This window comes from Streptomyces sp. YS415, assembly GCF_023544665.1.
GTDB lineage: Bacteria > Actinomycetota > Actinomycetes > Streptomycetales > Streptomycetaceae > Streptomyces.
Genome location: NZ_JAMJFL010000036.1, coordinates 60735 through 74155, shown reverse-complemented (window position 1 = coordinate 74155; position 13421 = coordinate 60735). Strand labels below are relative to the sequence as shown.

14 protein-coding genes are annotated in these 13421 nt (G+C 72.2%); 8 read left to right on the top strand and 6 right to left on the bottom strand.

Annotation, left to right across the window (positions count from 1 at the left end):
- Positions 1–55: 55 nt before the first annotated feature.
- Both M8H82_RS31920 and M8H82_RS31915 read right to left on the bottom strand, forming a co-directional pair.
- Positions 56–721, bottom strand: coding sequence for an HAD family hydrolase (locus M8H82_RS31920; protein ID WP_250078582.1), 666 nt, complete (start codon positions 719–721; stop codon positions 56–58).
- 198 nt (positions 722–919) lie between these two features.
- Positions 920–1501: a TMEM165/GDT1 family protein gene (locus tag M8H82_RS31915; protein WP_250078581.1), complete on the bottom strand. Its 582-nt coding sequence runs from the start codon at positions 1499–1501 to the stop codon at positions 920–922.
- Positions 1502–1859: 358 nt separating this feature from the next.
- Between M8H82_RS31915 and M8H82_RS31910 the strand changes: the two genes are divergently transcribed.
- The 3 genes from M8H82_RS31910 (at position 1860) to M8H82_RS31900 (ending at position 6295) form a co-directional block, all read left to right on the top strand.
- Positions 1860–2504 carry an HNH endonuclease family protein gene (locus tag M8H82_RS31910; RefSeq protein WP_250078580.1) on the top strand — a complete coding sequence of 215 codons (645 nt, stop codon included), beginning with the start codon at positions 1860–1862 and terminating at the stop codon, positions 2502–2504.
- A gap of 75 nt (positions 2505–2579) precedes the next feature.
- Entirely contained in the window at positions 2580–4220 is a 1641-nt protein-coding gene (locus M8H82_RS31905) for an alkaline phosphatase D family protein (RefSeq protein ID WP_250078579.1), read from the top strand.
- A gap of 188 nt (positions 4221–4408) precedes the next feature.
- The gene (locus M8H82_RS31900) at positions 4409–6295 is read left to right on the top strand and encodes an FAD/NAD(P)-binding domain-containing protein (RefSeq protein WP_250078578.1); all 1887 of its coding nucleotides are present in this window, start codon (positions 4409–4411) and stop codon (positions 6293–6295) included.
- A gap of 49 nt (positions 6296–6344) precedes the next feature.
- On the opposite strand, the gene M8H82_RS31895 is transcribed toward M8H82_RS31900, so the two are convergent.
- Positions 6345–6878, bottom strand: a complete 534-nt coding sequence (locus M8H82_RS31895) for a superoxide dismutase family protein (RefSeq protein WP_250078577.1) — start codon at positions 6876–6878, stop codon at positions 6345–6347.
- Positions 6879–7060: 182 nt separating this feature from the next.
- Between M8H82_RS31895 and M8H82_RS31890 the strand changes: the two genes are divergently transcribed.
- Positions 7061–7660, top strand: coding sequence for a VTT domain-containing protein (locus tag M8H82_RS31890; protein ID WP_250078576.1), 600 nt, complete (start codon positions 7061–7063; stop codon positions 7658–7660).
- Positions 7661–7812: 152 nt separating this feature from the next.
- Positions 7813–9978: an RNA polymerase recycling motor ATPase HelR gene (helR, locus tag M8H82_RS31885; protein WP_374211727.1), complete on the top strand. Its 2166-nt coding sequence runs from the start codon at positions 7813–7815 to the stop codon at positions 9976–9978.
- Between the two features lie 62 nt (positions 9979–10040).
- On the opposite strand, the gene M8H82_RS31880 is transcribed toward helR, so the two are convergent.
- Together M8H82_RS31880 and M8H82_RS31875 are read right to left on the bottom strand one after the other, a co-directional pair.
- On the bottom strand, positions 10041–10370 hold the full coding sequence (locus M8H82_RS31880; protein WP_250078575.1) for a hypothetical protein: 330 nt from the start codon (positions 10368–10370) through the stop codon (positions 10041–10043).
- A gap of 72 nt (positions 10371–10442) precedes the next feature.
- Positions 10443–11036: a dihydrofolate reductase family protein gene (locus tag M8H82_RS31875; RefSeq protein WP_250078574.1), complete on the bottom strand. Its 594-nt coding sequence runs from the start codon at positions 11034–11036 to the stop codon at positions 10443–10445.
- Between the two features lie 136 nt (positions 11037–11172).
- Here M8H82_RS31875 and M8H82_RS31870 point away from each other — a divergent pair, with 136 nt between their 5' ends.
- Together M8H82_RS31870 and M8H82_RS31865 are read left to right on the top strand one after the other, a co-directional pair.
- Positions 11173–11691: a GNAT family N-acetyltransferase gene (locus M8H82_RS31870; RefSeq protein WP_250078573.1), complete on the top strand. Its 519-nt coding sequence runs from the start codon at positions 11173–11175 to the stop codon at positions 11689–11691.
- A 2-nt stretch (positions 11692–11693) separates the two neighbouring features.
- On the top strand, positions 11694–12056 hold the full coding sequence (locus tag M8H82_RS31865; protein ID WP_250078572.1) for an iron chaperone: 363 nt from the start codon (positions 11694–11696) through the stop codon (positions 12054–12056).
- Between the two features lie 19 nt (positions 12057–12075).
- Here M8H82_RS31865 and M8H82_RS31860 read toward each other — a convergent pair whose 3' ends face one another.
- A complete protein-coding gene (locus M8H82_RS31860) occupies positions 12076–12975 on the bottom strand; it encodes a ketopantoate reductase family protein (RefSeq protein WP_250078571.1) in 900 nt (299 codons plus the stop codon).
- A 117-nt stretch (positions 12976–13092) separates the two neighbouring features.
- On the opposite strand from M8H82_RS31860, the gene M8H82_RS31855 reads away from it, so the two are divergent.
- Positions 13093–13323, top strand: coding sequence for a DUF2277 domain-containing protein (locus M8H82_RS31855; protein ID WP_250078570.1), 231 nt, complete (start codon positions 13093–13095; stop codon positions 13321–13323).
- Positions 13324–13421: the final 98 nt, after the last annotated feature.

Here is a 13421-nt window from a genome sequence, read left to right as displayed (position 1 = left end):
GGCAGCCCCCAGGGCTGGGACGGGTAGGGGCGGCGGGGGCGAAAACTCCCCGGCCTCAGCCCACGTAGAGCCGCACACCCCCGCCCTGCACCGCCTCCACCCGCACCTCGTTCAGATCCCGCACCACCACATCAGGCCCGTGGAACGAGGCCTGGGGCCCCACCCCCACCACCCGCATCCCGGCCGCCCGCCCCGCCTGGATCCCGGCCCCGGAGTCCTCGAAGACCACGCACTCCGCCGGATCCACCCCCAGCTCGGCGGCCCCCTTCAAGAAGCCCTCCGGATCCGGCTTGCTCGCGCCCACGGACTCCGCGGTCACCCGCACATCCGGCAGCGCCAGCCCCGCCGCCCGCATCCGCGCCGTCGACAGCGCCACGTCCGCCGACGTCACGAGCGCATGCGGCACGGAACCGGCCCGCAGCGCGGCGAGGAACTCCGCCGCCCCCGGTATCGCGACCACGCCGTCCATGTCCGCCGTCTCCTCCGCGAGCATCCGCGCGTTCTCGGCGTGGTTCTGCGCCATGGGCCGGCTGGGCAGCAGCAACGCCATCGAGGCGTACCCCTGCCGCCCGTGGACGACCTTCATGACCTCGTCCCCGTCCAGCCCGTGCCGGTCGGCCCAGCGCCGCCAGATCCGCTCCACGACGGCATGCGAGTCGACGAGGGTGCCGTCCATGTCCAGCAGGAGGGCGCGGGCGGTGAGCACGGCGGTGGCCGTCATGGGCAGCTCCAAAGCACGAGGCGGGAAACAAGGTGGTCCCGCCCGCCGGTCAGGGAAAACGGACGGGATCCACTTTGTTTCTCTACGGTACAAAATCTTTCCATGATCCCGCCACCACCCCGGCGGATGTTCACCGACCGTTCAGCTCGGCCGAAGGCCATCCGGTGCCGCACACGCCCACGCAGGCGCCGCCGAACATCACCCGGCGATGGCCTCGTACAAGCTCCACACCCCGAGCGCCAGCATCAGCAGCGCCGCGATTTGGGTGATCAGCTTCAGCGGCACCCGCTTCATCAGCGCCTTGCCCCCGACGATCCCCAGCCCCGCGACGGCCCACAGCGCCAGCACCGCGCCCAGACCCACCGACAGCGGATCGTCGTAGCGGGCGGCGAGGTTCGCCGTCATGATCTGCGTCAGGTCCCCGAACTCGGCGACCAGGATCAGCATGAACCCGGCCCCGGAGACCTTCCAGAAGGACTGGTTCTCGGGCCTGCGGACCTCCGCCTCGTCCTCGTCCTTCTTCAGCAGCAGCACCGCCGCGCCGCCCAGGAACAGCACACCGGTCAGCGCGTGCAGGATCTGCTGCGGCAGCAGCGTCAGCACGCTCCCCGCCGCGACGGCCAGGGCGACGTGCAGCGCGAACGCGGCGGCGACCCCGGCGAAGACGTACGACGCCCGGTACCGGGTGCCGAGCACGAGCCCCGCCAGAGCCGTCTTGTCCGGCAGTTCCGCGAGAAAGACGACGCCGAAGACGAGCGCCGTCACACTGAAGCTGATCAAGGTTCCTCAATCGGTCGGGGCCGCCCCACCGAGAGTGCTGCACCTCTTGCACAAAGACACCTCGGCACGGCAGCACACGGAAGATGCACTGCGTTGCCGAAGGTCTCGCTGGCGGGACCCCTGTGACGAGGTCCGCCTCCGGGCGCCGGCTCAGACGAGCTGAGCAGTATGTCGACGGTCCGGCGAAGAGCTACTCCCCTTCTGCGCCGTCCATCGTACGCGATTGTTCGACCGTGAACCTTGTCATGTCATGCACGCGTCATTAACTTCTCACGCAACGCACACCTCCCGGCAACACGGCGTCGCGAGCATTCCCTCGCCCGCACGCCCAACGCCCCCACCCCTCAAGGGAGTTCGCATGACGAAGTTCTACGCGCGTCGACGCCTGAGCATACTCGCGGCACTCACCGGTCTCATAGCCTCCGTCGGCCTCTTCAACGGGCCGACCGCCTCCGCCGCCCTCCCCACCCCGGTCAGCGCCACCACCGCCCGCGGCTACCTCGCCTCGCTCACCGTGCGGGCCGAGGACCGCACCGGCTACAACCGCGACCTCTTCCCGCACTGGATCACCCAGTCCGGCGCCTGCAACACCCGCGAGGTCGTCCTCAAGCGCGACGGCACGAACGTCGTCCAGGACTCCGCCTGCGCCGCCACCAGCGGCAGCTGGTACTCCCCCTACGACGGCGCCACCTGGAGCGCCGCCTCCGACGTCGACATCGACCACCTCGTCCCGCTGGCCGAGGCCTGGGACTCCGGCGCCGGCAGCTGGACCACCTCCCGCCGCCAGGCGTTCGCCAACGACCTGACCCGCCCGCAGCTCATCGCCGTCACCGACAACGTCAACCAGGCCAAGGGCGACCAGGACCCGGCCACCTGGATGCCGTCCCGCACGGCCTACCGCTGCACCTACGTCCGCGCCTGGGTGCAGACGAAGTACTACTACGGCCTGTCCGTGGACTCCGCCGAGAAGAGCGCCCTCACCAGCTACCTGAACGCCTGCTGAGCCCGAAGATCCCGGAACCTATCCAGCGGCCTCCGTCGTTCCGTACCGTACGGGGCGACGGAGGAGTGTGATCGCGTGGCCGAACTGCGGCTGGGCCCCCTGCTGAGACATGCCGACGGATCGTCCGCGACCGTCTGGGTGGAGACGAGCCGTCCGTGCACCGCCGAGGTGCGCGGCGCGGACGGCGCGCGCGGCGCGTCCCGCACCTTCCAGATCGCCGGCCACCACTACGCCCTCGTCGAGGTGACCGGCCTCGCACCGGGCACCACGCAGTCCTACGAGGTGTTCCTGGACGACACCCGGGTCTGGCCGCTGCCGGACTCGCCGTTCCCGCCCTCGGTGATCCGCACCCCGGCCGCGGACGACACGGTCCGTGTCGCCTTCGGCTCCTGCCGCTGGGCCTCGCCGCCGGACGGCGGGGACGACCCGGTCGGCCCGGACGCCCTGGACACCCTCGCGGCCCGGATCGCGGCGGACCCGGACGGCGAACGCCCGGACGTCCTGGTCCTGCTCGGCGACCAGGTGTACGCCGACGAGGTCTCCGAGGACACCCGCCGCTGGCTCGCCGCCCGCCGCGACCTGAGCGAGCCCCCGGGCGCCGAGGTCGCGGACTACGAGGAGTACACCCACCTCTACTACGAGTCCTGGCTCGACCCCGAGGTGCGCTGGCTGCTCTCCACCGTCCCCAGCTGCATGATCTTCGACGACCACGACGTCATCGACGACTGGAACACCTCCGCCTCCTGGCTCGCCGACATGCGGGAAACGCCCTGGTGGCGCGAGCGCCTGCTGAGCGGCCTGATGTCGTACTGGGTCTACCAGCACCTGGGCAACCTCACCCGGGCCGAGTTGGCCGCCGACCCGCTCTACGCCGCCGTACGCGAGAACTCCGACGGCACCGACGCGTTGCGCGACTTCGCCGGCGTGGCCGACGCCGACCCGGCCTCGGTGCGCTGGAGCTACCGGCGCGACTTCGGGCGCGTACGCCTGCTGATGGTCGACACCCGCGCGGCCCGCGTCCTCGACGAGCAGCACCGCGCGATGCTCGACCCGGACGAGGCCGCCTGGCTGCGGGCGCAGGTGCACGACGGGCGCGGGAGCTACGACCATCTCCTCATCGGCACCTCGCTGCCCTGGCTGCTGCCGCATCTGGTGCACTACGCCGAGGCCTGGGACGCGGCGCTGTCCCGGGGTGAACGGGGCGAGCGCTGGGCCCGGTTCGGGGAGCGGCTGAGACGGGCCGCCGACCTGGAGCACTGGGCGGCCTTCCCGGCGTCCTTCGACGCGCTGGCGGAGGCGATCCGCGAGGCGGGGTCGGGGCCCGAGGCGCCCGCGACGGTGTGCGTGCTGTCGGGGGACGTCCATCACGCGTACATCGCCGAGCCCTCCTGGCCGGGCGGTGGCGGGCCGGACGCCCGGGTCGTCCAGCTGACCTGCTCCCCCATCCACAACTCCATCCCGCTGCAGATAAGGCTCGGCTTCCGGTTCGGCTGGAGCGCGGTGGCACGGGCGCTCGGGAGGCGGCTCGCGGGGCACGGCGGGGTGCCGCGGCCGCCGATCGAGTGGCGGCGCACGGGCGGTCCCTGGTTCGGCAACCAGCTGATGACCCTGGTCATGCGCGGGCGTTCGGCCTCGCTGCGGCTGGAGCAGGCACGCCCGCAGAAGGGCGGCGGCGCGCGACTGCAGACGGTCGTGGAGTCCGAACTCAGCCCGTAATAAGCCCCTTTCGGGTGGTTGGCACACCCGTGGCACCCGATACCCCTGATGCCAGTGACGCATCCCACAGTCCCCTCGTCCCGGGGCCGGATCCACCCCCTCCCGACGGCATGATGAGGCGGACCGTCCGCTTCCAGTGGAGGCGGCGGCCGCCCGCCCATGCGCCCCACCGCCCGGGAGTCACCCTCTTGTCTGCACCGACCGCGGACCCCCTGCCGCTCTCCGTCGCCGTGGTCGGCGCCGGCCCGCGCGGCACCAGCGTCCTGGAACGCCTGTGCGCCTCCGCCCCCGAACTCCTCCCACCGGGGGCGCGGCTGACGGTCCACGTCGTCGACCCCGCCCCGCCGGGACCCGGACGCGTCTGGCGCACCGCCCAGTCGCCCGAGCTGCTGATGAACACCGTGGCGAGCCAGGTCACCCTGTTCACCGACGACAGCGTCGACTGCTCGGGCCCCCTGCGCCCCGGCCCCAGCCTGCACGAGTGGGCGGCCGGCGCCCTCGGCCCCGACGAGTACCCCACCCGCGCCCACTACGGCCGCTATCTGGAGTGGGTGTTCGCCCGCACGGTCCGCACGGCGCCGCCCACGGTCCGCGTCGAGACCCACCCCGCCCGGGCGACCCGCCTCGACGACGCCCCCGACGGCCGCCAGACCCTCACCCTCGACAACGGCCGCACCCTGACCGGCCTTTCGGCGGTCGTCCTCGCCCAGGGCCACCTCCCGACGGCCCCGGACGCCGCCCAGCGCGCGACGACCGCGTACGCCGAGGAGCACGGCCTGCGCCACATCCCGCCCGCGAACCCGGCCGACGTCGGCCTGTCGGACGTACTCCCCGGCGAACCCGTGCTGTTGCGCGGCCTGGGCCTGAACTTCTTCGACCACATGGCCCTGTTGACCACCGGCAGGGGCGGCCGCTTCGTCAGCGCCGGGCGAGGTCTGCGCTACCTGCCCTCCGGCAACGAGCCGCGTCTGTACGCCGGTTCCGGGCGCGGCCTGCCCTACCAGGCGCGCGGCGACAACGCCAAGGGCCCCTACGGCCGCCACCTCCCCCTCGTCCTCACCCCCGAGGTCATCGCCGCCTTCCGCAAGCGCGCCGACTCCGGCGAGCCTCCGGACTTCCTCGCGGAGATATGGCCGCTGGTGGCGAAGGAGGTGGAGACGGTCTACTACGGGGCGCTGCTCCACGCCCCGGACTTCACCGACCGCTTCCTCGCCGCCCCGCATCGCAGCGCCCAAGAGGCGGACGTGCTGGGCGAGTTCGGGGTGCCGGAGGAGAAGCGCTGGTCCTGGGACCGGATCTCCCGCCCGTACGAGGGGCGGGACTTCGCCGACCCCGGGGCCTGGCGCGCCTGGCTGCTGGCATACCTGCGCGAGGACGCCGCGCAGGCCGCCCTCGGCAACGCGGCCGGCCCGCTCAAGGCGGCCCTGGACGTCCTGCGCGATCTGCGCAACGAGCTGCGGCAGATCGTGGACCACGGCGGCCTGGCCGGCGCCTCCCGCCGGGACCACCTGGACCGCTGGTACACCCCCCTCAACGCCTTCCTCTCCATCGGCCCGCCCCGGCGCCGCATCGAGGAACTGGCGGCGCTGATGGAAGCGGGCGTGGTGCAGGTGCTCGGGCCGCGCCTGGAGGTCCGGGAGGAGGACGGGGCGTGGGTCGCGCACTCCCCGGCCGTGCCGGGATCGGCGGTCCGGGTCACCACGCTCGTCGAGGCCCGGCTCCCGGAACCGGACCTGCGCCGCACGGCCGACGAACTCCTCGCCCGGCTGCTGAAGACCGGACAGTGCCGCCCGCACACGGTCGACGGTTACGAGACCGGCGGCCTGGACGTGACCGAGCGGCCGTACCACCTGATGGACCGCCAAGGCCGCCCGCACGCCCGCCGCTTCGCCTTCGGAGTACCGACCGAGGGAGTCCACTGGGTGACCGCGGCGGGCGCCCGACCGGGCGTGGACTCGGTCACCCTCGCGGACGCGGACGCGGTGGCGAGGGCCGCACTCCGCAGGGCCGCGGAGGAAGCGAGGCCCCCATCCCACCCGCATGCGGCACTCGCCGGCACCGTAAGGCCTGCGTGACGCACGGACGGCGCCCACCCCCAGTGGGCACGGGCGCCGTCCTGGTGGTTCAGGCGGCCCAGCCGAAGGGCACCGTGAAGCAGCCGACCCGGCCGCCCTTGCTGCCCGGCTTCTCGTGCAGGACGACGGAGGAGGCCTCGCCCTGCCGGAAGCCCCAGGAGTGCCGGGCCCGCGCCTCGCCCGCCCCGCGCTCGTCGGCCGTGAAGTCCAGCCAGATCTCGTTCTCGGCGGTCACATGGTGCGCGGCCGAGGACGCCTCGTGCTGGTAGTGCCCGCCTGCGGCGTCCGGATCGGCGCCGCACGGCTTCTCGTGCACATGGACGCCGTACCGGTGCCCGGCCCGCATGCCCGCGACCCGCAGCCGCACGCTCGTCGCACCGCCGCTCGTCATGCGCTGCTCGACCTCGATCCACGCGGCGGCCGGGACCAGCTCCGTGTCGTACGTCAGCGCCGCCGAGCGGACGAAGGCGCCGGGCGGCGCGAACCGCGCGTCCGTCCGCATCGAGTAACCACCGGCGCCGTCACCGCTGCCGACGGCGAGCACGACCGCCGCAAGGGCGCCCGCGCATATACCTGCCACCATGATCTTCCTAACGTCGCTGGAGTTCGGAACCCCCTCTCCGTGCTACGGGACACCCCGGCCCCCCGCCCCCCGGGACCGGCAGCCGGGTGAACATCACGTGTTGAACACACGAGCCCCCTGTGAACCAGCCGTCACTCCCTGCCGCGTACGCTGTACGACCACGGGGGAAACGGGGAGTCGGGGTGCTGGAGAGTTTCGAAAGTGTTGGATCGTTGGCCGCCAGTCCATGGATCTACGGGGTCGTAGCCCTGTCGGTCCTGCTGGACGTGTTCGTGCCCGTCCTGCCGAGCGGCGTACTGGTGATCATGGCCGCCACCACCGCCGCAGCCGGTACGGCGGCCCAGGTCCCGGACGTCCTGGCCCTCACGCTCTGCGCGGCGACCGCCTCCGTCCTCGGCGACCTGGTGGCCTACCGCCTCGCCTGGCACGGCGGCGCCCGCCTGGACCGCGCGCTCGCCCGCTCCCGCCGCCTGAGGACCGCGCAGGAACGTCTCGGCGCGGCCCTGTCCCGCGGCGGCGGCGCCCTGGTCGTCCTCGCCCGCTTCGCCCCGGCCGGCCGCTCGGTGGTCTCCTTCTGCGCCGGCGCCGCACACCGCCGCGCCCGCGACTTCCTGCCCTGGTCGGCGCTGGCCGGTCTGTCCTGGGCCACCTACAGCGTGGCGCTCGGTTACCTGGGCGCGCAGTGGATGGGCGCCGGCTGGCCGGCCGCAGGGGTGTCGCTGGGGGCGCTGATGGCGGCGGGCGCGGGAGCGACGTACCTGATGCGGCGGCGTCCTGCCTGACCGGCGCGGCCGGGACACAAAGAAAGGCAAGGGAGTATGTCCCTTGCCACTTTTAACTTATAGCGCACAGGGGGCCTTGCGGCAAGACCCCCCTCGTGCCGCAGAATCGCTCCCTCAACGCCCGGTAGCCGCGGAAATGAGTGATTCACGAAGTGAGTGCTTCTTTGTCGATCGACCTGTCCAGTGAAAGTGCGTTCGACCTTCCCGAACGGCTGGCCGCCAAGGCCGACCCCGCACTGATCGCCGCCGACGAGCGGCACTTCGCGGCCATCGCGGAGAGCCTGGAGCAGACGATCGCCGAGCTGTCCGACCAGCTCGCCACCGAGCTCAGGGCACCCGGCGGCGCGGGCCGCGCCGCCATGGACCGGGACACGGAGGTCCACCGGCTCACCGGCCGGCTGCGCGCCCTGCGCCGCTTCGGGCTCGACCTGGTCCTCGGCCACATCGTCACCGCGGACGACCCGGAGCCGGTGTACATCGGCCGCTTCGGCCTCACCGACAGCACCGGCCGCCGACTGCTGCTCGACTGGCGCTCCCCCGCCGCCGAACCCTTCTTCGCGGCCACCCACGCCAACCCGATGGGCCTCGCCAGCCGCCGCCGGTACCGCTGGAAGAGCGGCCGGATCAGCGACTACTGGGACGAGGTGTTCACCGCCGACGGCCGTGAGGGCCACGCCGCCCTCGACGACCAGTCCGCCTTCATCGCCAGCCTCGGCACCAACCGCTCGGACCGGATGCGCGACGTGCTCGCCACCATCCAGTCCGACCAGGACGCCATCGTCCGCGCCGGATCGCGCGGCGCCCTCGTCGTCGACGGCGGCCCCGGCACCGGCAAGACCGTCGTCGCCCTGCACCGCTCCGCCTACCTGCTCTACTCCGACCCCCGCCTCGGCCACCGGCGCGGCGGCCTGCTCTTCGTGGGCCCGCACCAGCCCTATCTGTCGTACGTCTCCGATGTGCTGCCCAGCCTCGGCGAGGAGGGCGTGCAGACCTGCACCGTGCGGGACCTCGTCGCCGAGGGCGCCGGGGCGCCGGAGGAGACCGACCCGGAGGTGGCGCGCCTGAAGTCGTCGGCGGACATGGTGCGGGCCGTAGAGAAGGCCGTCCGCTTCTACGAGGACCCGCCCACCGAGGGCATGACGGTCAGCACCCCCTGGGCGGACGTCCGGCTCACCGCCACCGACTGGGCCGAGGCCTTCCAGGCACCGGGACCGGGCACCCCGCACAACGAGGGGCGCGAACTGGTCTGGGCCGAACTCGTCACCATCCTGCTCGACAAGCACGACGCCGACATCCCGCCCGAGCAGTTCCGCAGGGCACTGCAGCACGACCGGGAGCTGGTCGAGGTCCTCGACCGGGCCTGGCCGCTGGTGGCAGCCAAAGACCTCGTGGGCGACCTGTGGTCGGTCCCCGCCTATCTGCGGCTGTGCGCGCCCTGGCTCACCCCCGACGAGGTCCGGCTGCTGCAGCGCAAGGCGGCCCCGCACGCCTGGACCGTCTCCGACCTGCCGATCCTGGACGCGGCCCGGCAGCGGCTCGGCGACCCGCAGGCCGCGCGCCGCAAGCGCCGGGCGCAGGCCGCCCTCGACGTCCAGCGCGACCGGATGGCCCAGGTCGTCGAGAACCTGATCGCGGCCGACCACGACGGCGACGGCCTGATGACCCAGCTGCGCCGCGAGGACTTCAAGCGCAACCTCGTCGACGAGTCCGAACTGATCACCGCCGACCCGGACCTGCTCGCGGGCCCGTTCGCGCACGTCGTCGTGGACGAGGCGCAGGAGCTGACCGACGCGGAATGGCAGATGCTGCTGCTGCGCTGCCCGTCCCGCAGCTTCACGATCGTCGGCGACCGCGCCCAGGCCCGGCACGGCTTCACCGAGACCTGGCAGGAACGGCTCGAGCGGATCGGCCTGGACCGGGTCGAGGTGGCGTCCCTCAGCGTCAACTACCGCACCCCGGAAGAGGTCATGACCGAGGCCGAGCCGGTGATCCGGGCGGCACTGCCGGACGCCAACGTGCCGACGTCCATCCGCAGTTCGGGCATCCCGGTGGTCCACGGCCCGGTCGCGGACCGCGACCGCATCCTCGCCGAGTGGCTGGACGCCAACGACGACGGAATCGCCTGCGTGATCGGCGACCCGGCCTTCGAGGCGACACCCCGGGTCCGGTCGCTCACCCCGTCACTGTCGAAGGGGCTGGAGTTCGACCTGGTGGTCCTGGTCGACCCGGAGCGCTTCGGCGAGGGCATCGAGGGAGCGGTGGACCGCTATGTGGCGATGACGAGGGCGACGCAGAAGCTGGTCGTTCTCACGAGCTGATGAGGGGTAGGGGCGTGCTCATACGGCGACGTGGGCGGGCTCATACAGCGGCGCGGGCACGCTCATGACGGGTCATGGGCGTGCTTGGCCTTCATCCGTGCGTCCACCCGGTCCTCCGGGGCGACCTCGGCCCAGAACCGGTGCGTACTGACGAACACCGCGAGCTCGTGCTCGCGCTGCCGGAGCTTCTCCACGGCTGCCTGCTCATCGGCGGTCCAGCCGGGAGAGGCCGGGCGCTCGATCTTCCGCCAGCCGTGGTCGTCACTGAATCCGTCCAGCGGCTCGACCGACCAGGGCAGCCGCTTGAGCAGGGCCGACAGCTCGGCCCGGACCTGATGCAGCTCCTCCTGACCGGCGAGGAGGTCACTCGGAAAATCATAGGTCGTAGCCACGGCCGCAATGGTACGCCTGTTCGATTTTGGGTGGCGAGTTGCTTCCCGAGGTTCATTCGAACGGGTGGCTGATCACCCGGCGGCCGGCCGGTACCGCACATTCACCACCGCCGTACGGTCACCGCCGTTGACCAGCTCCAGTCGGCGCGGTGCGCCGCCGGGGTTGTCGAAGAGCCGTATGCCGTCGCCGAGCAGGACCGGCGCGATGTGCAGGTCGACCTCGTCGATCAGCCCTTCCTCCAGCAGTTGCCGGCCGATGCTGGGCGAGAACACCTCCACGTTCTTGCCGCCCGCCGCCTCCAGCGCGATCCGCACCGCCTCACCCGCGTCGCAGGTCAGGAAGGTCACCCCAGGGGTGTGCTGGGCGTCCCAGGCGTGGTGCGTGAGCACGAACACCGGCCCGCGCCAGGCACCGCCGTAGATCCCGCTCACGTCGGGAAAGGCGTCCCAGCCGTCCCGCCCGCCCAGCACCGCGCCGGTCGTCCCGGCGTACTCCTCCACGAGCCCCGGCGGAAAGGAGATCCCGCTCGTCATCCACCCCATGTCGTGCTCCGGCCCGGCCACGAAGCCGTCGAGCGACATGGTGAAGTGCCAGAGCACCTTGCCGGCGGCGGTCTGACGGGCGGGGGCGGGCAGTGCTGCCGCCGCCTGCTCTGCTACGGACATGTGCGATCTCCTCCGAAGGGTCTCGGGCGTATGTCAGTTCTTACGGCGGACACGCAACCGCAGATGCAGGACATAAGACTCAGCCCACCCCCGAAACTCATCGGACCTCGTCATCGCAATGCCCGACAATGGACCCATGACCCCACCCCCGGCCTCACCCTGGACCGCACGCCCGGAGACCGGCGCCGACATCGACGCGGTCCGCGAGATCGTCCTGGGCGCGTTCGAGACGCCGCTGGAGGCCGACCTGGTGGACGCGCTGCGGACCGACGACGCCTGGATCGAGGGCCTCTCCTACGTCAGCACCGACACCGCCGGCACCCCCGTCGGCCACGCCCTGCTGACCCGCTGCCACATCGACGACGTACCGGCCCTGTGCCTGGCCCCCGTCTCCGTGCACCCCGCCCACCAGCGCACCGGCGCGGGCGGCGCGGCGATCCGGGCGGTCCTGGACGCGGCGCGGGAGCGGGGCGAGCGCTTCGTCACGGTGCTCGGGCACCCCGGCTACTACCCGCGCTTCGGCTTCGAGCGGGCCTCCGCCCACGGCATCCGCGTCCCCCTCGACGTACCGGACGAGGCCCTGATGGCCCTCTCCCTGACCACCGACCCGCTGCCCGCCGGCACGATCCGCTACGCCAAGCCGTTCGGCATCTGACGATGCGCAGCGAGGCCACGGACGTGGACAGCTATCTCTCCGAACAGCCCGAGGACCGCAGACAGCCCCTGACCCGGCTGCGCGACCTGTGCCGCACCGAACTCACCGGCCACACCGAGGTGATGGCGTACGGCATGCCGGTCTACACCCGCGACGGCGAGCCCGAGATCGCCTTCGCGAGCCAGAAGCACTACATGTCCCTCTACATCATGCGCGACGATGTCCGCGAGGCGTTCGCGGAGCGGCTGGCCGGCCAGAACACGGGCAAGGGCTGCCTGCGCTTCCGCAAGCCGGACACCATCGACTTCGACCTCGTACGGGACCTGCTGCGGGCCACGGCGAAGGGGCCGGGCAAGATCTGCTGACGGCCCCTCCCCCGGCGGGTCAGTGCCCGGCCGCCCGCAGCTCCGCCACGAGCCGGGCCGTCACGGGCACGGCGATCCCGTGCCGCTCCGCCGCACGCAGCAGCGCCCCGCCGATGGCCTCCAGCTCCAGCGGACGACCGGACTCGGCGTCCCGCTGCATGGACGACTTGGTGGCACCCGGAAAGGTGTCGTACCGCCCGAGGGCCTGCCCCGGATCGGCGGGACCCCCGCACGCCCGGCTCACGGCGGCGGCCTCCTCGACGAGCGCGATCAGCTCCTCCCGGTGCCCCGTACGCACCTCACCCAGCGGAAGCCCGTACCGGGTGGTCAGCAGGGCGAGCGGCGCGAGAAAGGCCAGCTTGGCCCAGAGCGCGCCGGACTCGTCCTCCAGCACCCGGGTGGTGGGCCCGGCCTCCCCCAACACCCGGGCCAGCCCCTCCAGCCGCTCACGCGGCACGTGATCCCCGCTGAGATCGATCTCGGCGAAGGGACTGCCGTGCTCGATGACACCCGGGGCGACCCGCGTCGACTCCACCCGGATGACACCGGGAGCGACGAACTCCGGACGATGGTGATCCCGCAGCACGGCGGGATGCTCCACCCCGTTCAGGAACGGTACGAGGAGGGCGTCGCCCAGAGCCTCGGCCGGAATCCGCTCCAGGGCCGCGTCGAGGGAGGTGTGCTTGACGGCGACGAGACAGGCGTCCACGGGCTCGCGCAGCACGGTGTCCGCCTCGACGGACACGTGGAAGTCCCCGTACAGCCCGCTGCGCACCTGAATCCCGGAGTCCCGCAGCACGCCGACGGTCTCCTCACCCGCAAGACAGACAACCCGGTGCCCGGCCCGGGACAGCAGCGCACCGAGCAGCCCCCCGATCCCGCCGGGCCCGAGTATGGCGACAGTGAAGTCGGTCGTCATGGGAGTACATCCCTTCGTCGGTCGGCCCCATCGGTCGGTGGCCGCCTCTCGGCGATCATGACAGAGCCCGCTCACGCACGGGGGCCGATTGTCAGTGCCGGGAGTCAGACTGGACACATGTGCCGCAGCATCAAGACCCTCCGCCCCCCGGTCCTCCCCGAAGAGGCCACCGAGGAAGACATCAGAGCCGCCGCCCTCCAGTACGTCCGCAAGGTCTCCGGCTTCAGAACCCCGGCCGCCCACAACAAGGAGGTCTTCGACCGAGCGGTCGACGCCATCACGGAAGCCACGACGGCCCTCCTGACAGACCTGGAAGTCCGAGGCCACCCGACCCGCAAGCCGGCCTGAACGCAAAGGGTCTCGAAGGCCCACCACCGCGCGGGCCCTTGCCCCTTCTCGCCACTCCTTCGTGTCATAGGAAGAGCACTCCGCCTTCACACCACCCC